The organism is Arthrobacter sp. SAFR-044, assembly GCF_059414985.1.
Map to the genome: position 1 here is coordinate 208,273 of NZ_JBPFDN010000001.1, position 23,091 is coordinate 231,363.

The following is a 23,091-nucleotide window of genomic DNA, read 5'->3' on the forward strand; positions in this document are numbered from 1 at the left end:
GTCCTGTCTGAACGGGGTTGGACCCTGGATCGGGAGTGACTTAGCGAATTTATCGCCACCGGACCAGTTTGTACACAGTAGTGAGATATCAAATACCGGCTTAGGGCCCTTTCCCTGTTCGCACCTGCCCGGCAATCTACGACGGCGGCCCCGGCACCCGGGTACGTCCCGCCGTCGGCCGTTCTCTATCGCTGTAATCCTGCTCACGGCCAGGGTAACGCTGGGACTCCGGTACGGTTCAAAGCGGTGTCCTCGGGTAAGTTGTACATGGTGAAATAGACCGAATTTTTCACAATCAAGCCGACCCACAGGGAGACGCCCGCGCATGTCCACGATTATCTACACCCACACCGACGAAGCGCCGATGCTGGCTACCTATTCGTTCCTGCCCATCATCGAGGCTTTCGCTTCGACTGCAGGTGTGGAGGTGGAGACCCGCGACATTTCGCTCGCAGGCCGCATCATTGCTGTGTTCGGTGACTACCTCACCCCGGAGCAGCAGATCGGTGACGCCCTTGCTGAACTCGGTGAGCTGGCGAAGGCGCCGGAAGCCAACATCATCAAGCTGCCCAACATCAGCGCCTCCATCCCGCAGCTGAAGGCGGCCATCGCCGAGCTCCAGGGCCAGGGCTACGCGCTGCCGGACTACCCGGACAACCCGTCCTCCGACGAGGAAACCGCCGTCCGCTCGCGCTACGACAAGATCAAGGGCTCCGCCGTGAACCCGGTCCTGCGCGAAGGCAACTCGGACCGCCGCGCGCCCCTGTCGGTCAAGAACTACGCACGCCAGAACCCGCACTCCATGGGTGCCTGGACCGCTGACTCCAAGACCAACGTGGCCACCATGGGCCAGGACGACTTCTGCTCCAACGAGAAGTCCGTGGTCATCGAGTCCGAGGGCACCATTTCCATCCAGCTGGTCCGCGGGGACGGCTCGGTCAAGGTCCTGAAGAAGGCCTTCCCGGTCCTGGCCGGCGAAGTCATCGACGGCACCGTGATGCGCGCCGCCGCCCTGGATGAGTTCCTCAAGGCCCAGGTGGCCCGCGCCAAGGAAGAGGGCGTGCTGTTCTCCGCGCACCTGAAGGCCACCATGATGAAGGTCTCCGACCCCATCATCTTCGGCCACGTGGTCAAGGCCTATTTCTCCGAACTGTTCGAGACCTACGGCAAGCAGCTCTCCGCCGCCGGCATCAGCCCCAACAACGGCCTTGCCGCCATCCTCAGCAGCCTCGAGGACCTGCCCGCGGATGTCCGCGAAGGCGTCCAGAACCTGATCAAGAAGGGCCTGGAAGACGGCCCGGCTCTGGCAATGGTGGACTCGGACAAGGGCATCACCACCCTGAACGTCCCCAGCGACGTCATCGTGGACGCCTCCATGCCCGCCATGATCCGCAGCTCCGGCCACATGTGGGGCCCGGACGGCAAGGAAGCGGACACCCTGGCCGTCCTGCCGGACAGCTCCTACGCCGGCATCTACCAGGTGGTCATCGATGACTGCCGCGCCAACGGCGCCTACGATCCCACCACCATGGGCACCGTGCCGAACGTCGGCCTCATGGCCCAGGCAGCCGAGGAGTACGGCAGCCACGACAAGACGTTCGAAATCCAGGAAGCCGGCAAGGTGCAGATCGTGGACGGCTCCGGCAACGTCCTGATCGAGCACGAGGTTTCCGAGGGCGACATCTGGCGCGCCTGCCAGACCAAGGACGCCCCCATCCGCGACTGGGTCAAGCTGGCCGTCACCCGCGCCCGCGCCTCCCAGACCCCTGCCGTGTTCTGGCTGGACGAGGAGCGCGCCCACGACGCCAACCTCATTGCCAAGGTCAACGAGTACCTGAAGGACCACGACACCGAGGGCCTGGACATCCAGATCATGGCGCCGGTCAAGGCCACCGCCTTCACCCTGGAACGCATCCGCAAGGGCCAGGACACCATCTCCGTCACGGGCAACGTGCTCCGCGACTACCTGACGGACCTGTTCCCCATCCTGGAACTGGGCACCAGCGCCAAGATGCTCTCGGTTGTCCCGCTGATGAACGGCGGCGGACTCTTCGAGACCGGTGCCGGCGGATCGGCCCCCAAGCACGTCCAGCAGCTGCTCAAGGAAAACCACCTCCGCTGGGACAGCCTGGGTGAGTTCCTGGCACTGGCCGTGAGCTTCGAGCATCTGGCCACCACCACAGGCAACGCCCGTGCGCAGGTCCTGGCCGACACCCTGGACCGCGCCACCGGCACGTTCCTGCTGGAGAACAAGTCTCCGAGCCGCCGCGCCGGCGAGCTGGACAACCGGGGCAGCCACTACTACCTGGCCCGCTACTGGGCTGAGGAACTGGCCAAGCAGACGGACGACGCCGACCTGGCCGCCGCCTTCAGTTCAGTCGCCAACGAGCTTTCCTCCAAGGAGGAAACGATCGTGGGCGAGTTGGCCGAGGTCCAGGGCTCGCCCGTGGACATCGGAGGCTACTACCGCCCGGACGACGCCAAGGCTTCGTCTGTGATGCGTCCTTCCGCCACCCTGAACAAGGTCATCGCCAGCCTGGGCTAGCGACGGGCTGCTGCGGCAGCTGTTGTTGAAAGAAGCGGGGTTCCGGATAATCATCCGGAACCCCGCTTCTTTCCGTTAAACCCATGTCTGGCAGCGGATCCAGCCCCGACGTGGATTCAGTTCTTGCCTTTGCCCTTGTCGCCGTTGTTCTTGCTGGCGTTGCCGCTGTTACTTGACGTGTTGCCTTGGTCCGCCGGCGGGGCCGGAGCGGGTGCCGGCTGCGACCCGGGCGCTTCGGAAGCGGGGGAGGGAGCTGGCGTTCCCTGGCCGGCGGCATTGGCTGCGTCTTCGGCGGCCTTCGCGGCGGCCGCCTTCTTCACAGCGACAGCATCGTCGAGGTCTGCCCGGACAGCGGTGGCCACGGTGGTGATGCTGCGGCGCCGTTCCTCGGAAACCTGGCCCTTTGCCTGAGCCGCCGCGAGATCCGCCTCAAGACCGGCCAGTGCTTGCAGCGCGGATTCGGGATCGTCCTGCGAGGACGCCTGCGTTACTTCAAGCACCCGCGCCTGGAGTTGCGTGGCTGCTTCACGCTGCAGCCCGTTCCCGGGGGCCGCGCACGCGCTGAGGAAGCTTGCCGCGATGAGCGCCGCCGAGCACGCCAGCAATAGCCGGTTTGGGGAGGCCTGCAGCAGGGTCACGGTGCCACGCTCTTTTGAAGTTCCTGCAGGTGGTCGCCCAGGACGCCGGTCACCGTGGGGTAAGGTACGACGTCGGCGGGCCGGGCGGAGATGCTCATCAGTACCGCAGCGGCGGCTGCGGCAACCACCAGGACGCCGAGCAGCACGGCCAGCCAAATCCGCTGTTTCCGTGAGAGGCGGGGCTTCCCATGGGCCTTGGCAGGGGAGGGGCCGGCTGCCGTCCCGTCCTCAGCTTCCAGATGGGCTGACGCAGGATCCTCAGCCCCTGTGGCTTCCGCGGCCGCCCGCACTTCATCAACCGACTCTTCCGCGGTGATGGTGGGAGGGTGGAAGGGCATGGCGGGCAGTACCCGCGTGGTTTCCGGTGCCAGTTCTCCGGGTGTCGAGGCAGGGGAGACCAGTGCCTGGCGCAGCGCTGCCTCGATGTCCGCCGCAGCCGGCCGCTCCAATGGCTCGATGGCGGTCATGGAGCGGATGAGGTCCGCCCATTCGGAGGGAACGTCGTCGGGGATCTCCGGCGCACGGTGGAGCCGGGCAACAGCAGACTCCACCGCGCTGCCGGGGTACTCCACGGTGCCCTTGATGCATTCCAGGAGCACCAGTCCGAAGGAATAGATGTCGGTGGCCGAGGAGAGGGGCTTGCCCAGTGCCTGCTCCGGGCTGAGGTAGGCGGCGGTACCCACCATGGTGCCCGTGGCAGTGAGCCGCGTGGAATCCACGATCCTGGCGATGCCGAAGTCCGTGAGCTTGGGCCGCAGCGGCTCGCCCGGCCGGATCTGGACCAGGAGGATATTGCCCGGTTTGATGTCGCGGTGGATGATGCCAAGGCCGTGCACGTAGGCCAGGGCGTCGGCGATGCCGGCGCCAATGACTGAGAGCTCTTCCAGCGGAACCGTGCTGTGGCGGATGCGGCCGCGCAGGTCCTGGCCCTCCACCAGTTCCATGGTCAGGAACGGCCTGGGCTCATCCGGGATGCGGTCATCGATGCCCGCGTCGAAGAGGGTCACCAGGCCGGGGTGGTTGAGTGTTGCCAGGAGCTGGATCTCGGCTTCCTGCCGCTTGAGCTCATCCGCGTCAGGGGCCTGCGGGGCGAAGAGCTTCAACGCCACATCGCGGCCCAGGTTTTCGTCCCGCGCACAGTACACCGACGACATTCCGCCACGGCCTACGACGTCACCCAAACGATAGCGACCGCCGACAACTTCATTCTTGATGGAGCTAGGCGATTCCGCCACCATGACCGTTCCTCCCGGTGCGCTGCGGCACTGTCGTACCTCAAATTATACGGGCGGCAGGGCGGAACCGGCGATTGACCTAGGCTTTCCCGTTCCGGCACGCCGACGGCCCGGCGGCGACCGTGGACCACGTTCGCCGCCGGACCATTGGCTACAAGGACATGTGTGCTGATGACATGTTTTGTACTGTTGATGCGTTTCGGGGCTGTTGTCCTCCTTCCCTCAGCCCGCCGCGTGCTGCCGCTTCAGGCGCACATTTGCGGGCGTTTACCTTTTGACCTGAAAGCCGCTACGACACCTTGCGCTTGCGGAGCACCAGGAGCCCGGCAGCCAGGAGCAGCAGGGCCAGGGGAACCAGCGACCCGTCCCAGCCGGTGGTGGCCAGGCCGGTGTGGGCAGCGCCAGTGTTGGTGGCAAGAACAGAGCTACCGCTGGCGGCGGTACCCCGGGGCATCGTCACAGTGGCGATGGCTCCGCTCACTGCGGTGGAGCCGGCCGGTGCCGCCGAGACCCCGCCGGCGCCCGAATCACCGGTCCCGTTCAAACCGGTGGAATCGCCACCCGTGGTGCCGTTGCCGGCGCCGTTGTCGGCAGGGTTGTCCGAACCTGGCGTGCTGGTTCCGGGATCCGTGGTTCCGGGATCAAGGGTGCCGGTGTCGCCGGTGGTGCCGTCACCCGGGTTCGTGGTTCCCGGATCGGAGGTACCCGGCGTGCCCGTGGTGTTGTCACCGCTGAGGCCAATCCCGAGGTCGATGCCAAGATCGACAACAGCATCCAGCCCGCCACTGACCGCAGTCCCGGTGCCTGCATCAGCACCAAGGTCTACGGCCGCGTCGATGGCACCTGCCGTGTCGCCGTTAGTGATGCCGCCGACGGTGACGTCGAGGGCCGCATCCACCGTGCTGCCGACGCCGTTGGCGTCACCATTGCTGTCACCATTGGTGATGCCGCCAAGTCCCAGGTCTGCGGCTGCATCCACCACGAGTTCTCCCGTGGTTCCGGTTCCGCTGGTCGCGGGGTCGGTGATCCCGCCGAGGCCGAGGTTGATGTCTGCTGCGGCTGCCAGGTTGGTGGTTGCGGGGTCCGTGGCTGTCACGGTGCCGAGGCCGAGATCCACGGCGGCGTCGACGGCTACGTTCGCCGTAGTGCCGTCCGTGGTCCCGGTTCCGCTGGTCGCGGGGTCGGTGATCCCGCCGAGGCCGAGGCTGACGTCTGCTGCGGCCGCCAGGGCGGCGGTGGCAGGGTCCGCCGTCGCGACGGTGCCGAGCCCGAGGTCCACGGCGGCGTCGACGGCTACGTTAGCCGTGGTGCCGTCCGTGGTCCCGGTTCCGCTGGTTGCGGGGTCGGTGATGCCGCCGACGCCGAGGTTGACGTCGGCTGCGGCCGCCAGGTTAGTGGTTGCGGGGTCCGCGGCTGTCACGGTGCCGAGCCCAAGGTCGGCGTTGGCGTCGACGGCTACATTCGCCGTGGTCCCTGTCCCGGCGGTTGCCGGATCCGTGGTGGCTACAGTACCGAGTCCGAGGTTGACGTCCACTGCGGCGGCGACACTAGTTGATCCGGCCGGCGTTGGGTCACCCAGCAGGCCCAACGACGTCGAGTCAGCGGGTGCCGCCGCCGAGATGAGGGCGGAGGCGGAAAGGTCCGTCCCGCTGGTGGTATCCGCCGCGTTGGCGGCGGCGCAGCCGAAGGCCAAGAGGCCGCCGGCAAAGAGGGTGCTCAGCAGCCCCCTGCGAAGGGTGCAGTTCATGGTGTTTACTCCTGAAAATAGTTGAGGTTGTTCGGGCGCTGGACAGCTGCCCGTGGAGCCGCGTGCTGCCCGGGAGAGGGCAGGGGGCCTCAACTAGTCAGGAGAAGAGCCGGGGTCGAATGACACCGGCGAAGGGACGTGCGCGGGTGACAGGTCGGCGCGAACAGCGCCGGTCCCATCAAAGTCAAAGTAGAACGGGTTGAGCCACGCGGCGGCACCGGGAGTGCCACCGGATGATCCGCCGCTGCCCGTGCCGGACGCCGGGGCTGCGGGAGCCTGCGCAGGAGGGGGCGCGATGTCAACGGTCAGCGGCTGCTCCGTGACGGAGCCGGCTGTCCCGGATACCCCAGGCTGCGGGGCGGCCGTGTTGGCCAGGCCGCCAAGGCCGATGACTTCAACGCCCGCGCTGCCGTGGGCCGTTGCTGCGGTGGACAACGCCTCAACAGCCTGGCCGGATTCCGGGGTCGTTTGCCTGGCATCCGGTGACTCTTCCGCCGAAGATGCCTGATCCTGGGCGGGAGCAGGAATCGCCACGGCCGGAGGATCCGTTTGTACGGCTTCCAAGGGCGGGACGGGCAACGGGGCAGTGCCGGTCAGAAGATCAGCAACTGGCTGGAGCGCGGGTTCCAGGACGGGCACGGCCGCGGCTGCAGGGGCTACAACTTCCTGCGCCACCCCGGCCGTGACCTTGTCGGCGAGGTCAACAAGGGGAGCGGAGACAGCGGAAGCAGTTCCGGCCGGAACCACATGGTCCACCACGGGAACGGCGGCAATGAGGTTGTCCGCGACGCCGGAAACCGGCGCTGCGGCAGGCTGCAGCAGCCCCGGGGATCCAGTGGACCCGGCATGAACCAATGAAACCGGTGAAGCCGCAAGATCCTGGGTCAGTGAAGACACCGGGCTGGTGGCCCCACCGAGCAGGGAAGAGGAATCCGGGGTGGCGTCGGCAGTGGCAGGCGTTGACGAAAGAGCCAGCCACGTGACGGCAGCCGCGCCAGCCAGGAGCACAGGGCGCAGGGCATGCCATGGCGAACTCATACGAGCCATGCGTACCACCCCCCAGTGACTGGCGCAATCGATGTTGCCTAAATGCTAAGACTGCTTACTGCCTGAAGTCCAGCGTTCGCTAAAAGGTATTTACAAACCGTGGTAGCGGGCGCTGAAACCGTCAACGACAGAAGCCGGAAGTCACCTTGCTTGACGTTGGGGCGAAAGCTGAACCCCCGCCGTCGTGCGTTTGCCTTTGCTGATCCTGTTAGTGGCTGTCGTTGGGGTAGGTCACGCCGAGCTGAGCGCGCACGCCATCGAAGAGGCGCATGGTGTTCAGGCTGTCCTCAAGCGGCATGACCGGGCTTTCGGTCAACCCCTGCTGGACGCACCGCATCACCTCGCGCAGTTCGTAGGCGTAACCCTTTCCCACGACGTCGAACGTTTCCGTCCGGCGGTCTTCCCACCCCTTGGCGATCACGAGTTCGAGGGGGTTGTTGATCGAACCCACGCTTTGGAGGAAGCCCAGGCTTCCGGCCACCGTGGCAGTGCGGGGTCCGTGGGCCAGGAGGGAGGAGGTGAGCTGGACCTGGGCGGCGTGGCCGTAGCCGAGGCTCAGGGCGTTCTGCGCATCGACGCCGTCGTCGTTGACGAAGCCCGTGGCGCTGACGGTGTTTGGGAAGCCAAGCGTGCCGAGCGCCCACAGGAGCGGGTAGACGGACAGATCCAGCAGTGCGCCTCCGCCGTCTTTGCGGGCCCACAGCCTGGCGGTGGGGGAGTACGGTGCCGGGAAGCCCAGGTCCGCGGTAACCCAGTGGATATCGCCCAGCTCGCCGGACGCCGCAATCTCGAAAGCGCGCTGCATCGAGGGCAGGAACCGGCTCCAGACCGCCTCCATCAGGAAGAGCTTCCGGCTGCGCGCCACCTCGATCAGCTCCGCCGCTTCCCGGGCGTTGATGGTGAAAGCCTTCTCGCACAGCACGTGCTTGCCAGCGTTGAGCGCGGCGAGAACCATCTCGTGGTGCTGCGCGTGGGGGGTGGCGACATAGACGACGTCCACCGCGTCATCGGCGAGCAGGCGCTGGTAGCCGGGCACGCCGCCGTCGTCCCCGTAGGCCTTCGCGAAGTCGTACGCCACGGCAAACGCGTCCGCAGTGTCCTGCGCCCTGGAACTAACCGCGTACAGCTCGGCATCTTCAAGCAGTGCGAGGTCCTGCGAGACGGCGCGGGCGATGCTGCCTGTTGCGATGATTCCCCAGCGCAGGGGAGCCCCGGTGGCGGACCGGGGATCCTGGTTTTGCTGGCTGGAAAGCCACGGCTTTGCGATCGGAGCAGTCATAGCTGCAATCCTGTCACAGGGCCGCAGCACGCCACCGGAATTCCCGCGCCCTGGTTGGGGGTTTGGAGCGGAAAGGGGCCGACGGCGGGAGGATGCGTTGGGCGCTTCCCCCGCCGACGGCCCCGCCGCGTCAGGTTCCTCCGGGTCAGGGCGTGGCGGCGACGGCGCTCCGTCCCCGGACCGGCTCTTCCGTCAGCTTGCCCTGCTGCAGGCGGAACCGGCGGTCGGTCTTGTTCGCCAGCACCCTGTCGTGGGTGACCACCAGGATGGTGGTGTTATGGTCGCGGCTCAGCGAGCTGAGGAGCTCGATGATGTGGTCGCCGGTCTGCTCATCCAGGTTGCCTGTGGGTTCGTCGGCCAGGATGAGCTTCGGCTCGTTGGCCAGGGCACGGGCGATGGCCACGCGCTGCTGCTCGCCGCCGGAGAGCCTGTTGATCCGCCGGTCGTGCTTGGACGGATCAAGCTGGACCTGCTCCAGCAATTCCTTGGCGCGCTGCAGCCGGGCGGCCTTGCGAACCCCGGCGAACTCCATGGGCAGCATGACGTTGTCCACGGCGGACAGGTTGGGGATCAGGTTGAACTGCTGGAACACGAAGCCGATGTCCCGGCGCCGGTATTCGGTCAGCTTGCTGTCCGGCAGGCCTGCCAGGCTGACGCCGTCCACCACGACGTCCCCGCTGGTGGGCTTGTCCAGCGCGCCCAGCAGGGACAGCAGGGTGCTCTTGCCGCTGCCGCTCTTGCCCACGATTGAGGCCAGCGTGCCCTGCTCCAGGACAAAGCTGACATCGTTGACCGGCTTGATGGTGCGGTCACCGGAATTGAATGTGCGGACCAGGTTCTTGACTTCAATCATGGCTATTCTCCTCGCAGGACTTCGATGGGACGGATGCGCGCGGTGAGCAGCGCGGGGACCAGGGCGCCGACAATGGCGACGCCGAACACGGCGGCGATGCCACCGGCAATCACGCCCGGCGATGCGCTCGCGGTCACGGAGTTCAGCAGCTGCGAGGCGCCGCCCAAGGGGCCGCCCTGGCCGCCCGGGAAGCCGCCTGCCCCGCCCGGGCCGCGGCCCGTGGTGGCAGTGGTTGTGCTGGTGTTGCTGCTGATCAGGGCGGACGCGATGCCGCCGCTGGCGAAGGATGCGATGGCCGCCCCCACTGCGCTGCCCAGGGCTGCCAGGACCAGGGCTTCGAGGACGAACTGCAGGCCGATGGTCCGGTTAGGGGCGCCGATGGCCTTGAGGACACCGATTTCGCGGCGGCGCTCCCGGACCAGCATGACCATGATGAGCAGGATGATCAGGCCGGCGGTCCCGAGCGCGGCGATGAAGGCGATGAAGGAGATGTTCTTGACGCTGCCCAGGGAGCTGACCGCGGTCTGCAGGTTCTGCCCCTGGGTGACGTCGGCCTTGTCAGTGCCCAGGGCAGCCTGCAGGGCCGTCTTGGCGGTGGCCACGTTGTCCATGGAGTTGACCGTGACGATCATGCTGGACAGCTCACCCGGTGTCCCGGCGAGCGTCTGGGCGGTGGGGAGCGTGACGTAGACGGCGTTGTTCCCGAACGCAGTGCCGGCGTCGAACAAACCGGTCACCGTGTAGGTCTGGTCGTTGATGGTAAAGGTGGATCCGACGGTGAGGCTGTTCTTCTCCGCCAGCGTGGTGCCCAGCAGTGCACCGGTGGATGCTGCCGAGTAGTCACCCAGGCCGGCGCCCTGCGTGATGTTCAGGGCCTTGCCCGTGGTGTCCACCTCAGCACCGATACCGGTGGCGGTGACCGGCAGGGACCGCACCGGCTGCTGGGTGGTTCCGGTGTTGCCCGTCGTTCCGTTGGCCTGCTGGTTGCGGTTGCCCAGGGTGCCGGCATCCACGGCCGCGGTCAGGCTCGTGTTCAGGGTTGCAGCCGCTTGGCCGCCGGGTCCGCCCGGTGCGGCCTGTCCGCCCTGGCCCGTTTGACCAGCTGCCGTTTGGGCTGCGGCAGCAGCCGCGTTCCGCAGCCGCAGTGATGAGGTCCCGACGACGGCGCTGACGTTGGGCACGCCGGCGGCGGTGGCTGCCTGGTCGGCTGTGAGCGGTTCACCGCCGCCTTCGAAGCCTTGCCCGCCGGCGGGGTTGACGGTCAGGACGGTGCCGACGGAGGCGTTCAGCTCCTGGACTTTCGCTCCGACTGCCTGGTTGGCCACCAGCATGGCCAGTGCCAGGCCGATGGCGACGGCCAGCACCGCAACAACAGCTGCGGTGCGGACCTTGTTTCTGAAGGCATTGCCTACGCTTCGGGCAAGGACGCTCACGTTACTCCTACGAACTCAGGTGCCGGCGCTGAGGGCCGGCTTCGCATCCACCCTCGCCGGGGATCCTGTGCAGGAATCCGGCCAGGCCTGTGTTTGTGCTGTGAAGGGTGTTGCTGCTGGGCAGGACGCGGGAAAGCCCGGTCCAAATGAATGGACCGGGCTTTCTGGCCGCCGGTTTTACCCGGCGGGGAGTGAAGGGTGTTACTTGGTGATCGGGCCGAGTACCGGATCGTCGGCGTATGCCGTCTTGACGTTGGCGGCGGTCACGATGACCGGCTCCAGCAGGTAGGCGGGAACCACCTTGTTGCCATTGTTGTAGGACTTGTCGTCGTTGACCTCAGGCTTCTTGCCGGCCTGCAGGTCCTTGACCATGGTGATGGCGTGCTCTACGAGCTTGCGGGTGTCCTTGTTGATCGTGGAGTACTGCTCGCCGGCCATGATCGACTTGACCGACTCAACCTCGGAGTCCTGGCCGGTGACAACCGGGATGGGCTTTCCGGCAGCCTTGACGGAGGTCAGGACCGCGCGGGCCAGGGTGTCGTTGGGGGAGAGGACGCCGTCCAGGTTGGCGCTGGTGTAGCTGCCGCTAAGCAGGGTATCCATGCGGCGCTGGGCGTTCTCAGCCTTCCAGCCCTGGGTTACAGCCTGTTCGAAGGTGTTCTGCCCGGAGACAACCTTCAGGGTTCCGTCGTCGATCTTGGGCTTCAGGACGCTCATAGCGCCGTCGAAGAAGACCTTGGCGTTGGCATCGTCGGGGGAACCGGCGAACAGTTCGATGTTGTAGGGGCCGGCGGGCTTCTTGGCCTTGAGACCGTCCAGCAGGGCCTGGCCCTGGAGGACGCCGACCTTGAAGTTGTCGTAGGCCACGTAGTAGTCCACGTTGTCGGTGTTCAGCAGGAGGCGGTCATACGCGATGACCGTGGCCCCGGCGTCCTTGGCCTGCTTGAGCTGGGTACCCAGCTGGGAGCCGTCGATGGCACCCACGATGATGACCTTGGCACCCTTGGTGACCATGGCGCTGATCTGGTTCTGCTGCTCGGAGACGCCGCCGTTGGCGAACTGGACGTCAGCCTTGAACCCGGCGCCGTTGAGGCCGTCGTTGAACAGCTTCTCGGCGAGGACCCAGTTTTCACTGGTCTTCTGGGGAAGCGCGACGCCGATGGAGGAGTTCTGCTCGAATCCTGCGGCGCCGCTGCTGGAACCGCCGGACGGTTCCGAGCGGCCGCAGCCCGTCAGCGCCAGTGCTGCGATGGCAGCAACCGCTGCGGCCTTCCCTGATTTACCAAACATTCGCATTGTTGGTTCTCTTTCTTTGTGTGATGGAACGGTATTCAGGCTGCAAACTTCAGGCTTCCCTGGCGATCGCTTCCTTGGTGGAGGTGGTTTCGTCGGGCTGGATGGGGCTGCTGGGTCCGCCGGATGGACGGTTCATGTTCCGGGTCAGCATGCCGATAATGGAGCGTTTGCCCTGGGACTTGTTGTAGACGTCGAAGGCGACGGCGATCAGGAGCACCAGGCCCTTGATGATCTGGGTGAGGTCGGCGCCCACGCCCAGGAGCTGCAGGCCGTTGTTGAGCACTGCCATGACCAGGCCACCGATGATGGAGCCGACCACCGTGCCCACACCGCCGGTCACTGCCGCGCCGCCGATGAAGACTGCGGCGATGGCATCCAGTTCCCAGCCGACACCATCGAACGGACCTGATGCTGTGGACCGGCCGACGAAGATCATGCCTGCCAGGCCGGCCAGGATGGACATATTCATCATCACCAGGAAGTTGACCTTCTTGGACTGGACACCGGACAGCTCGGCTGCATGGCGGTTGCCACCCACTGCGTAGACGTGGCGGCCCAGGATGGTGCGGGAGGAGATGAAGCCATAGATCAGCACCAGGATGGCCAGGATCAGGCCGGGAATGGGGAACGAGGTGCCGGGGCGGCCGGTGGCGAAGAGGTACGTGGCGTAGAGGATCGCGGCGCAGATGAGGACCAGCTTCAGGACCGTGACCCACATTTCGGGAACTTCGGCACCCAGCGCCTTGGCGCGGGCCCGGGAGCGCAGTTCGCCCACGACGACGAAGACGGCTACGGCGATGCCCATGAGGAGCGTGAGGTTGTTATAGCCGGTGTCCGGTCCCACCTCGGGCAGGTAGCCGGAGCCCAGGTACTGGAAGTCGCTGGGCACGGGGATGGTGTTGGACTTGCCCACGAACTGGTTGAAGCCGCGGAAGAGGAGCATGCCGGCCAGGGTCACGATGAAGGCGGGGATGCCCACGTAGGCGGTCCACCAGCCTTGCCAGGCGCCGATGGCGGCCCCGAGGACCAGGCCCAGCAGCACGCCGGCATACCACGGCAGGTGCCAGTCGCGGATGGCCAGGGCGACCGTGACGCCGACGAAGGCGGCGACGGAACCGACGGAGAGGTCGATGTGGCCGGCAATGATGACCAGCACCATGCCGATGGCCAGGATCAGGATGTAGGAGTTGCCGTTGAAGAGGTTGATGACGTTGCCGGGGGTCAGCGTCCGGCCTTCGGTGGCGAACTGGAAGAAAATGATCAGGGCCACGAGGGCGAAGATCATGCCGAATTGGCGGGTGTTGCCGCCAAACAGCTTTTTGAGGGCGTTCATGGTGTCAGTCCTTGTGTCCGGAAGGTTCTGGATGGGCCAGAGGGTCAGGCGGCTTTTCGGGTGGCGGAGGTCATCAGCTTCATCAGGCTTTCCTGGCTGGCCTCGTCTTTGTTCAGGACACCGGTGATGGCGCCTTCGAAGATGGTGTAGATGCGGTCCGACAGGCCCAGGAGCTCGGGCAGTTCGGAGGAGATGACGATGACTCCCTTGCCCTGGTTGGCCAGCTGCTGGATGATCCCGTAGATCTCGTACTTGGCTCCAACATCGATGCCGCGGGTGGGTTCATCCAGGATCAGCAGGTCCGGGTCGGTGAACATCCACTTGGCCAGGACCACCTTCTGCTGGTTGCCGCCGGACAGCTTGGCCACGCCTTCCTCCACGGAGGGCGTCTTGGTGCGAAGCGACTTGCGGTACTGCTCGGCCACGGTGAACTCCTGGTTGGCATCGACCACATAGTTGTGGCTGACTTTCCTCAGGTTCGCGGCCACGGTGGTGGTCTTGATGTCATCGAGGAGGTTCAGGCCCAGGGTCTTGCGGTCCTCCGTGACGTATCCGAGCCCGGCGTCGATGGCCTGGCGGACGTTCTTGAGGACTACTTCCTTGCCGTCCTTGTAGATGTGGCCGTCAATGAAACGGCCGTAGGAGCGGCCGAAGACGGAGCGGGCCAGTTCGGTGCGGCCGGCGCCCATGAGGCCGGCGAACCCTACGATTTCGCCGCGGCGGACGTAGAAGCTGGAGTTCTTGCAGATCAGCCGGTCCTGGACGTTGGGGTGGCCCACGGTCCAGTTCTTGACCTCGAAGAACACCTCACCGATCGTGGGGGTGTGGTCCGGGAACCGGGACTCGAGGGTGCGGCCCACCATGCCCTTGATGATCCGGTCCTCATCCACGCCGTCCTTCTTGACGTCCAGCGTCTCGATGGACTTGCCGTCGCGGATGATGGTGATGGAATCGGCGATCTGCTCAATCTCGTTGAGCTTGTGGGAAATGATGATCGACGTGATGCCCTTGGCCTTCAGGCCCAGCATCAGGTCCAGCAGGTGCTGTGAATCCGATTCGTTCAGGGCCGCCGTCGGCTCGTCCAGGATGAGGATCTTCACGGACTTGTTCAGGGCCTTGGCGATTTCCACCAGCTGCTGCTTGCCGACGCCGATTTCCTTGATGGGGGTGTCGGGATCGTCCCGCAGGCCAACCCTGGCCAGAAGGTCCAGGGACCGCAGCCGGGCCTCGCCCCAGTCGATGATGCCCCGCTTGGTGGGCTCGTTGCCCAGGAAGATGTTCTCCATGATGGACAGTTCGGGGATCAGCGCCAGTTCCTGGTGGATGATCACGATGCCGGCGTGCTCGCTGGCCCTGATGTCCCGGAACTGCTGCACCTGCCCCTGGTAGACGATGTCGCCGTCGTAGCTGCCGTACGGGTACACGCCGGACAGGACCTTCATGAGGGTGGATTTGCCGGCGCCGTTTTCGCCGCAGATGGCGTGGATTTCGCCTGCTTTTACCCGGAGGTTCACGTTCGACAAGGCTTTAACGCCGGGGAATTCCTTGGTGATGGTCCGCATCTCGAGGATGATCGGATCCGCTTGCGTGGTCTGGGACGTCATGAGCCCTAACCCTCCAATGCAATGACTTCTTTGTCCGGCCGGCAAAGCGCAGGGCCGTCTGAACCAAAAGTAAACTGGATCACAGCTGTTGTCGTCAAGTCTTTAACGCAATTGCCGGATAACGAAATGGTCTACGACTTGCGGATTCCGGCGTGTTGGAACACCAGGGCGGCGGCTCCCAGCGCCTCCGCGCGGTCGCCCAGCGAGGACATGGTCAAGGTGGTGGTCTCTCCGATCACCGGGACTGCATGGCGGATCAGGCCGCGCCTGATGGGGTCCAGCAGGATGTCCCCGAGGCCCGCCAAGGGCCCTCCCACGACGATGACTTCCGGGTTGATCAGGTTGGCCACATTGCCCAGTGCGCGGCCCACGGCCAGTCCGGCATCGTCCACGACGCGCAGGGTGGCGGAGTCCCGGTTCAGGGCCTTGCGGACAATGTCCGCCGGGGTCATGGGAGGGTCTTCGCCGCGGCTGAGGAGCTCGATCATGGTGGTCGTCGAGGCGATGGTTTCCAGGCAGCCGCGGTTGCCGCAGCGGCACACCAGGCCCTGCTCATGGATGGTGGCGTGCCCTATTTCTCCTGTGATCCCCACGTTGCCGTAGTAGGGGGCACCGTTGAGGATCAGGCCGGCGCCGATGCCCGATCCGATTTTCATGAACATCAGGTTGCTGACCCCGGAGTGCTGCCCCCAGGTCACCTCGGACCAGGCGCCGAGGTTGGCATCGTTATCAACAAACACGGGGATTCTCAAGGTTTCCTCAAGGTGCTGGAGGATGTTGATGCCCACCCATTCGGGAAGGATGGCGCCCTGGGCCACCGTCCCTGTCCGGCGGTCAATAGGCCCGGGAATGCCGACGCCGGCACCCACTACAGAGGCGCGATCCACGCCGCTTTCCCGCAACAGTTTCTCCAATAGGGCCACAGCGGCCTGGATGCCGTCGTCCGCCTGGTGGCCCAGGGGGAGCATCACCGATTCTTCGGCGATGACGTGGTAGCTGAGCGAGGCCAGCACCACCCGCAGGTGCCGCCGGCCGAAGTCGATTCCGACGGCCACGGCGCCGTTGCTGTTCAACCGCACGTTCAGTGCCCGCCGACCGGAACTGGTAATGGGTTCGGTGGACGCCAGGCCCGAATCGAGCATGATCCTGACGATGTTGGAGACGGTGGCGGTGGACAGCCCCGTCTGCCGCGCCAGCTCCGCCTGGGTGGACGGGCCGCCCATCAGGGTCTCGATAATCCGCTGCTGGTTCAGCTGCCGCAGGGCGGACTGCGATCCGGGATTTTTAGCTTTGCTCCTCGTTGAGCGCGTGGTTGCGGACATGCTAAGAAGATTGCCCTATCGCCGCTCTTGTAGTCAAGAAGTTAACGCATGGCCCCGCACTGGTACATCTCAGTGCGGCAACCTTAGGCCAGCCGGAGTCCCGTGCATTCCATCCCGGACTGCCGGCGGGCGGGTCCAAAAGACCCGCCGGATCCCGAAGGTGGCTGGCTAAGCTGGTAGGCGGAAACAGTCCGGCCTGCGCATGCCCCATGAGCCGGCATGAAGAAGGTGGTAATGATGCTGCTGTCCGTCTTGCAGGCCAATGCCGTGGTCCTGGACATTGAGGCCAATCTCCGGACCGTGGACCATGCCGCCCAACGGTCTGCGCAGGCCGGCGCGGACCTGCTGCTCACGCCGGAACTGTTTCCGGTGGGCTACGCGCCGCTGCGGCTGCGCAGCGAACTGGATCCGGAGGCACTTCCGGCCATTCGTACACGCCTGGCTGATATCGCGCGCCGGAACAGGATCGCGCTCGTCTACAGCCTGCCCGCCCCGGTGCGCGCGGAACCGGCGCCGGCCAATGAACCCCGCTGGCACATCTCGGCCACCCTGGTGGATGCCCAGGGCAGGGAAATCCTGGACTACGCCAAGGTGCACCTTTTTGGCGGCGAGGAACGCAAGGCATTTGCCGCAGCCGCGGAACCTCCCGCCGTCGTGGATTTCCAGGGCATCCGCACCTCCCTGCTGGTCTGCTACGACATCGAGTTTCCCGAAGCTGCGCGGGCGGCCGCGGCCCGGGGCGCCGAACTGCTCCTGGTGCCCACCGCGCTGTCCGCCGGCTTCGAGGCAGTACCGCAGGTGCTGATCCGGGCCCGTGCACTGGAGAGCCAGCTCAACGTCGCCTACGCCAACCACTGCGGAAACGAGGACGCCTACACGTTTGGCGGCGGCAGCGTGGTGGCGGGACCCGACGGCGTGCTCCTCGCCGAGGCCGGGGACGGCCCGGCGCTGCTCTTTGCCGAGGTGGGCACGGCGGCTGTCAACGCAGCACGGGATGAGGTGCCCTACCTGCGGGAACGCCGGCCCGGGCTGTACCGGGAGTGGGAGGCAAGACTGCCACAGGAACCAGGCCGGCCCGGAGACGCTCCGGCATAGCAACTGCCGTCAGTCCCTGCCCGCCACGTCGCCTGCATACTGCAGTGCAATCCACAGCTCTGCCCGCACCTGTGCCAGGTTCAGGTCCATCTGCAGCAGTTCGCCGATGACTCCGATCTGCCGCCGCACGCTGTTCCGGTGCAGCCCCAGCAGTTTGGCGGAGGCATCCCAGCTGCCGTTCGCGCCCAGCCAGCCGTGGAGGACTGCCAGCAGCGGCCGGTGCCGGTCCGGTTCCAGCGCCAGGATCGGCGCCAGGAGGCGTTCGGCCAGCAGGGTCCCGGCCTCGCGGCCCAGCAGTCCCGTGACCGACCAGGACACCTCGCCAGCCCGAATGCTCCGTCCGTCTCTCTGGACCTGGCTGCGCAGGGAGCTGGTGCGCTGGTAGGCGGCAGGCAGGCCGGTAAGCTCGGTCGGTTCGCCGATCACCAGGCGCCATCCGAGCTTCTCCACGTCGACGAGCAGGGCATCGTCCACCCTGAGCCGGGTCACGGCGGCGAACCCGTAGTCAGTGATCTCCACCAGTTTGGTGTCGAGCATCCGGCGCCACTGCAGCAGTTCCCGGACCGGGCCGTCACCGGCCGGCCAATGCGGCGCCTCCACATTGATGCCCTGCACTACCCGCATGGGCGCGGACCGGGTGGAGGAGAGGCTTTGCGCCAGCAGGTCCTTGAGCCCGTTCAGCTGTTTGGCGCCGCCCGTGGCCAAGGTTTCGGGGTGCAGGAGGACGGCAGTGGCCAGCTGGCTCGGGGCCAGCGACCCGCTGGTGCGCTGCCGCACCAGCAGCTCGAGCAGCCCGACGGCGGTCTGCACCACGTTGTTCTGAGCGGGAGTCAGCGGAACGTCGGAACCGAGCACCAAGGCGCCGAGGTTGGCGTCCTTGGTGCTGCGCAGCGGATGGCCCACCACCAGCGCCGAGCCCGGCTGGTCAAAGCCGTCCATCTCCACCCGCGGGCCCCGGCCGGACAGCAGCCGTTCCAGCATAGGCCCCAGCAGGGAAAGGTCGACGGCGGTGCTGCCGCCGGCACTGGTGCCTCGGGCCCGGACCCGGCCGTCCGCCCCCACCATCACCGCCCAGACCGGCACGCGCTGGACCAGCGCGGCCAGGAGCTCATGCTCCGGCTTGGGGGAGAGGACAGCACGCATTAGTTGCCGGTTGGTCTCTGCCAACTGCCGGAAAACCCTGGCATTGTCACTCTCCAGCAGCTGTGAGAACTGGAGGCCTATCGCCGCGAACGGAAGGGACTCCGGTACTTCGAACAGGGTAAGGTTGTGCCGCCTGCACGCGTCGAGCACCGCATCCGGGACGGCATCGAAGTAGGGCCTGATCCCGAACCCGAGGGCCGCCACCTTGGCCTCCACGAGCCGCTGGACATACGCATCCACCCTGGCCTTTGCGCCTCCGTCGCCAAGGAAGGGCAGCCCGGCGGTGAGCAGGAACTCACCCTCCGGGAGATAGGGCGTAGGGTCCTCCAGTTCACTGGGTTCAACCCACCGCAGGAGGTGGCCGCCGCTGCCGCCATCGTGGAGCGTTTTCAGCAGTGGCGGCAGCTGGTCAAGGAACTGCTGGAGCGTGACGAAGCTCAGCCGTCCGCCCGCTTCGGGCTCAGCAGCCACGGTCCGGTACAACAGCCCGCGTGGTTCTCCGGGGCACCCCGCGGCGGCCACGGCCCTGTGCAATAAGTCTCATGGTGGACCACTATAAGTCATTTTGCACCTCCTTGAGAGTTGGCTCACATGGAAACCTTGGGGAGGGGAAATCGAAAACTACTCTGAAGGGACGTCAACGGTGACTGTGCCTGTAACGACCGAAAAACCCATTGCATCCAGCGGCGAAAGGCCCGGCCTCAAGGCGCAGCTGCTGCGCCGCAAACCGATCGGCCAGCTGGTGGGTGAAGCCGCGGGCAGCGAGGGCAGCCACGGGCTGGTCCGCAGCTTCGGCGTCCTCCACCTGACCATGATCAGCGTGGGAGCCACCCTGGGGACGGGAATCCTGGTGATCCTCGGCGAATCGGTTCCGCTGGCCGGGCCCGCCATCTGGATCTCGTTCGTCATCGCCGGCCTGGCCGCGCTGCTCTCGGCCGTGTCGTACGCCGAGATGGCGGGCCTGGTCCCGGTGGCGGGCTCGAGCTATTCCTACTCCTACGCCACCCTGGGTGAGGGCATGGCGTGGATTTGTGGTTGGTGCCTTGTCCTCGAATACGCGGTGTCCGTGGCCGCCGTGGCGGTGGGTGCCGGCCAGTACGTCAACGAAACGTTGGCTGCGTTCGGGCAGGTACTGCCCGGGGCGGTGGCACAGCCTCCCGGTGACGGGGGACTGATGAACCTTCCGGCAATGGCCATCGTGGCGCTGGCCATGATCCTGCTGGTCCGCGGTGCCCGGGAGAGCGCCCGGATCAACACGGCCATCGTCATCCTCAAGGTGGGCATCCTGCTGTTCTTCTGCGCCGTAGCCTTTACTGCCTTCAACGCAGGGAACTTCCAACCGCTCCTGCCCATGGGCGCGGCCGGGGTCTCCGCCGCAGCCTCCAGGGTGTTCTTCTCCTACATCGGGTTTGATGCCGCCTCCACTGCCGGGGAGGAGGCCAGGAACCCCAAGCGCGACCTTCCCCGCGCCATCCTGCTGTCCATGGTGATCGTCACCGGCATCTACGTCCTCGTAGCCGTGGCTGCCATCGGCGCCCGCCCCTGGGGCTGGTTCGACGGCACAGAGGCCGCCCTGGTCCAGATCCTGGAGGAAACTACCCACCAGCCATGGATCGCCCTGGTCTTCTCCGTCGGTGCTGTCCTTGCCATCGCCAGTATCGTGCTCACCGTCCTGTACGGCCAGACCCGGATCCTGCTGTCGATGTCCCGTGACGGACTGGTACCCAAAGTCTTCGGCCGCATCTCACCCCGCACCGGCACCCCGGCCGCCGGAACCCTCGTTGTGGGTACCGCCGTCGCCCTCACCGCAGGGCTGGTCCCGCTGGGCGCCCTGGCAGATGCCACCAGCATCGGAACCCTGTTTGCCTTCGCGCTGGTCAACGTGGCCGTCATCTACCTCCGCCGCAACCGCCCTGACCTGAAGCGGAGCTTCAAGGTGCCGCTGTACCCCATCACCCCCGTGCTGGGCACGCTCATGTGCGCCTACCTGATGGCAAACCTTGGCGCCGATACCTGGGTTGTCTTCGGCGCCTGGATGCTCGTGGGCGTCGCCATCTACTTCGGCTATGGACGCCGGAACTCCAAGGTGGCGGCTCTCAGCGAGCTCGATTACCGTGAACTGACCGCCAAGGCCCCGAGCCAGGAACCTGTGAAAGCAGAACAACCATGACCATCGCCACCGAACTGCCTGCCTTCAACCCCTCCAGCACCTCCACGCCGCCGGCGGACGCGGCCGGGCAGGGCGCCGGTGGGCAGGCGGCGCCCGTCACCATGCTGAACCCAGACTTTCCGTTCAGTTACGACCACTACCTGGCCCACCCGGACGGACTGGGTTCCGTCCCGCCGGAGCTCTACGGCACGGAGGTCGCGGTCATCGGCGCCGGGCTTTCCGGGCTGGTGACAGCCTATGAACTGATGAAGCTCGGCCTGCGGCCCGTGGTTTATGAGGCGGACCAAATCGGCGGCAGGCTCCGCACAGCCGCCTTCCCCGCCGCGCCCGGAGTGGTGGCGGACCTGGGCGGGATGCGGTTCCCGGTCTCGGGCAAGGCCTTTTACCACTACGTGGACCTTCTGGGCCTGGAAACCCAGGACTTCCCCAACCCCCTCGCCGAGGCCACCTCCAGCACCGTGATCGAACTGGCAGGCAAGAAGCATTACGCGGAGAAGCCAAGCGACCTTCCGCCGTTCTTCCGCGAGGTGGCCGACGCCTGGAAAGCAGCGGTCAACGACGGCGCCGCGTTCGGCGGGATGCAGGACGCGATCCGTGCCCGGGACACCGCCAGGATCAAGGAACTCTGGAACGAACTGCTCCCGCTCATGGACGAACAGACCTTCTACGGGTTTATCGCCGCCAGCGAGTCCTTTAAGAAGGCAGGGTTCGCCCACCGGGAAGCGTTTGGCCAGGTAGGCTTCGGCACCGGTGGCTGGGACACCGACTTCCCCAACTCCATCCTGGAAATCCTGCGCGTGGTCTACACCGATGCTGACGACCAGCACCGGCTGATCCGTGGGGGAGCGCAGCGGCTGCCCGAGGCACTCTGGCAGCACGCGCCGTCGGGCCTGGTGCATTGGCCCGCCGGCACCTCCCTGGCATCGCTGCACTCCGGCTCACCCCGCGGGGCCGTGGGAAAGATCAGCCGGGACCCCGACGGCAACCTGCGGATCCGTGAACGCTGGGGCCGCGAGGCCAGCTACCCGGCCGTGGTGACCACCTGCCAGTCGTGGCTGCTGTCCACGCGGATCCACACGGAGGAGGCGCTGTTCCCGGCCGGGCTGTGGACCGCGATGGAACGCTCGCACTACATGCAGTCCTCCAAGACCTTCGTCATGGTGGACCGGCCGTTCTGGAAGGACATCGACCCCGCAACGGGCCATGAGACCCTGTCCATGACGCTGACGGACCGCCTGAACCGGGCCACGTACCTGCTGGACAACGGTCCGGACCAGCCCGCCGTCATCCTGCTCTCCTACACCTGGAATGACGACGCCCTGAAGTGGCTGGCCCTGGACGCCGACGAGCGGGTGGAGCTGATGCTGCACTCGCTGGAGCAGATCTACCCCACCGTTGACATCGCCGGCCACATCGTGGGCCAGCCCATCACCGTGTCCTGGGAAGCTGATCCCAACTTCATGGGCGCGTTCAAAGCCAACCTCCCCGGGCACTACCGCTACCAGCAGCGTCTCTTCACCCACTTCAAGCAGGACGCCCTGCCGGAATACCAGCGCGGTATTTTCCTTGCCGGCGATGACGTCTCCTTTACCGCGGGCTGGGCCGAAGGTGCCGTGACCACAGGCCTGAATGCGGTGTGGGGCGTGGTGAAGCACCTGGGCGGGTCCTCGGCGCCGGGCAATCCCGGTCCCGGCGACCTGCTGGACGAATACGGTCCTATTTCATTGGACTAAGCGTGGAGCTCGCGGTGTTTCGCCGCGAGCTCCACGTAGCGCGTCGCATTGGCGCGGACGCCGTCGAACTCTTCGTCGGTGAGTTCACGGCGCACCTTGGCGGGCACGCCCGCCACCAGCGAGCGGGGCGGGACCACCGTTCCTTCCAGCACCACGGCGCCGGCGGCCACCAGGGAGCCGGCGCCGATCACGGCACCGTTGAGGACGGTGGCGCCCATGCCGATCAGGCAGTCGTCCTCCACGGTGCAGCCGTGCACGACGGCGGCGTGCCCCACACTGACGCGTTCGCCAACCGTGCAGGGGAAGCCGGGGTCGGCGTGCAGCACCACATTGTCCTGCAGGTTGCTTCCGGCGCCCACGGTGATGGCCGCGGTGTCGGCGCGGACGGAGACGCCGTAGAAGGCGCTGGCGTCCGGGCCCAGGGTGGCGTTGCCGATGATCGAGGCCGACGGGGCCACGAAAGCTGATTCATGGACAGCCGGGGAGTTGCCGGCGAAAGGGTAGAGAGGAGCCATGGCTTCACCCTAAGCCACCCCTCCACCCAACTGGCCAGCAGTAGTTGTCGTTTTGAGGCCTCAAAACGACAACTGGTGCCAGTCAGTTGGGGGAGGCAACTCG

17 protein-coding genes are annotated in these 23,091 nt (G+C 66.2%); 4 read left to right on the plus strand and 13 right to left on the minus strand.

Translation table 11 applies throughout. The features are described 5' to 3' along the window. Positions 1–325: 325 nt before the first annotated feature. Positions 326–2,545 carry an NADP-dependent isocitrate dehydrogenase gene (locus tag ACR65J_RS00910; RefSeq protein WP_440165252.1) on the plus strand — a complete coding sequence of 740 codons (2,220 nt, stop codon included), beginning with the start codon at positions 326–328 and terminating at the stop codon, positions 2,543–2,545. Positions 2,546–2,661: 116 nt separating this feature from the next. Here the strand turns inward: ACR65J_RS00910 and ACR65J_RS00915 are convergent, their stop codons facing one another. The 11 genes from ACR65J_RS00915 to ACR65J_RS00965 all read right to left on the minus strand — a co-directional run bounded on the left by ACR65J_RS00915 (position 2,662) and on the right by ACR65J_RS00965 (position 16,332). Continuing rightward, positions 2,662–3,183 (minus strand): hypothetical protein, encoded by a 522-nt coding sequence (locus ACR65J_RS00915; RefSeq protein ID WP_440165254.1) that lies wholly within the window; start codon positions 3,181–3,183, stop codon positions 2,662–2,664. Continuing rightward, on the minus strand, positions 3,180–4,421 hold the full coding sequence (locus ACR65J_RS00920) for a serine/threonine-protein kinase (RefSeq protein ID WP_440165256.1): 1,242 nt from the start codon (positions 4,419–4,421) through the stop codon (positions 3,180–3,182). Before ACR65J_RS00920 ends, ACR65J_RS00915 begins: the two co-directional genes overlap by 4 nt. A 286-nt stretch (positions 4,422–4,707) precedes the next feature. Next, positions 4,708–6,165 (minus strand): beta strand repeat-containing protein, encoded by a 1,458-nt coding sequence (locus ACR65J_RS00925; protein ID WP_440165257.1) that lies wholly within the window; start codon positions 6,163–6,165, stop codon positions 4,708–4,710. A gap of 93 nt (positions 6,166–6,258) precedes the next feature. Beyond that, positions 6,259–7,203 carry a hypothetical protein gene (locus tag ACR65J_RS00930; RefSeq protein ID WP_440165258.1) on the minus strand — a complete coding sequence of 315 codons (945 nt, stop codon included), beginning with the start codon at positions 7,201–7,203 and terminating at the stop codon, positions 6,259–6,261. Positions 7,204–7,420: 217 nt separating this feature from the next. Continuing rightward, the gene (locus ACR65J_RS00935) at positions 7,421–8,491 is read right to left on the minus strand and encodes a Gfo/Idh/MocA family protein (RefSeq protein WP_440165260.1); all 1,071 of its coding nucleotides are present in this window, start codon (positions 8,489–8,491) and stop codon (positions 7,421–7,423) included. Positions 8,492–8,636: 145 nt separating this feature from the next. Next, positions 8,637–9,344: an ABC transporter ATP-binding protein gene (locus tag ACR65J_RS00940; RefSeq protein WP_440165262.1), complete on the minus strand. Its 708-nt coding sequence runs from the start codon at positions 9,342–9,344 to the stop codon at positions 8,637–8,639. 2 nt (positions 9,345–9,346) lie between these two features. Further along, on the minus strand, positions 9,347–10,777 hold the full coding sequence (locus ACR65J_RS00945) for an ABC transporter permease (protein ID WP_440165264.1): 1,431 nt from the start codon (positions 10,775–10,777) through the stop codon (positions 9,347–9,349). 201 nt (positions 10,778–10,978) lie between these two features. After that, positions 10,979–12,073, minus strand: coding sequence for a substrate-binding domain-containing protein (locus tag ACR65J_RS00950; protein WP_440165266.1), 1,095 nt, complete (start codon positions 12,071–12,073; stop codon positions 10,979–10,981). Between the two features lie 49 nt (positions 12,074–12,122). Beyond that, positions 12,123–13,406, minus strand: a complete 1,284-nt coding sequence (gene mmsB, locus ACR65J_RS00955) for a multiple monosaccharide ABC transporter permease (protein ID WP_440165269.1) — start codon at positions 13,404–13,406, stop codon at positions 12,123–12,125. Positions 13,407–13,450: 44 nt separating this feature from the next. Continuing rightward, positions 13,451–15,010 carry a multiple monosaccharide ABC transporter ATP-binding protein gene (mmsA, locus tag ACR65J_RS00960; RefSeq protein WP_440165270.1) on the minus strand — a complete coding sequence of 520 codons (1,560 nt, stop codon included), beginning with the start codon at positions 15,008–15,010 and terminating at the stop codon, positions 13,451–13,453. A gap of 131 nt (positions 15,011–15,141) precedes the next feature. Continuing rightward, positions 15,142–16,332 (minus strand): ROK family transcriptional regulator, encoded by a 1,191-nt coding sequence (locus ACR65J_RS00965; protein ID WP_440165272.1) that lies wholly within the window; start codon positions 16,330–16,332, stop codon positions 15,142–15,144. Between the two features lie 234 nt (positions 16,333–16,566). On the opposite strand from ACR65J_RS00965, the gene ACR65J_RS00970 reads away from it, so the two are divergent. Next, positions 16,567–17,427: a nitrilase-related carbon-nitrogen hydrolase gene (locus tag ACR65J_RS00970; RefSeq protein WP_440165831.1), complete on the plus strand. Its 861-nt coding sequence runs from the start codon at positions 16,567–16,569 to the stop codon at positions 17,425–17,427. A 9-nt stretch (positions 17,428–17,436) separates the two neighbouring features. On the opposite strand, the gene ACR65J_RS00975 is transcribed toward ACR65J_RS00970, so the two are convergent. Further along, on the minus strand, positions 17,437–19,041 hold the full coding sequence (locus ACR65J_RS00975) for a PucR family transcriptional regulator (protein ID WP_440165274.1): 1,605 nt from the start codon (positions 19,039–19,041) through the stop codon (positions 17,437–17,439). Between the two features lie 172 nt (positions 19,042–19,213). Between ACR65J_RS00975 and ACR65J_RS00980 the strand changes: the two genes are divergently transcribed. Together ACR65J_RS00980 and ACR65J_RS00985 are read left to right on the plus strand one after the other, a co-directional pair. Next, on the plus strand, positions 19,214–20,740 hold the full coding sequence (locus ACR65J_RS00980; protein ID WP_440165276.1) for an amino acid permease: 1,527 nt from the start codon (positions 19,214–19,216) through the stop codon (positions 20,738–20,740). Further along, complete coding sequence (locus tag ACR65J_RS00985; RefSeq protein ID WP_440165277.1) at positions 20,737–22,473, plus strand: flavin monoamine oxidase family protein; 1,737 nt, start codon at positions 20,737–20,739, stop codon at positions 22,471–22,473. Before ACR65J_RS00980 ends, ACR65J_RS00985 begins: the two co-directional genes overlap by 4 nt. Here the strand turns inward: ACR65J_RS00985 and ACR65J_RS00990 are convergent. Further along, entirely contained in the window at positions 22,470–22,988 is a 519-nt protein-coding gene (locus ACR65J_RS00990) for a gamma carbonic anhydrase family protein (protein ID WP_440165278.1), read from the minus strand. The genes ACR65J_RS00985 and ACR65J_RS00990 overlap by 4 nt on opposite strands. Between the last annotated feature and the right edge of the window lie 103 nt (positions 22,989–23,091).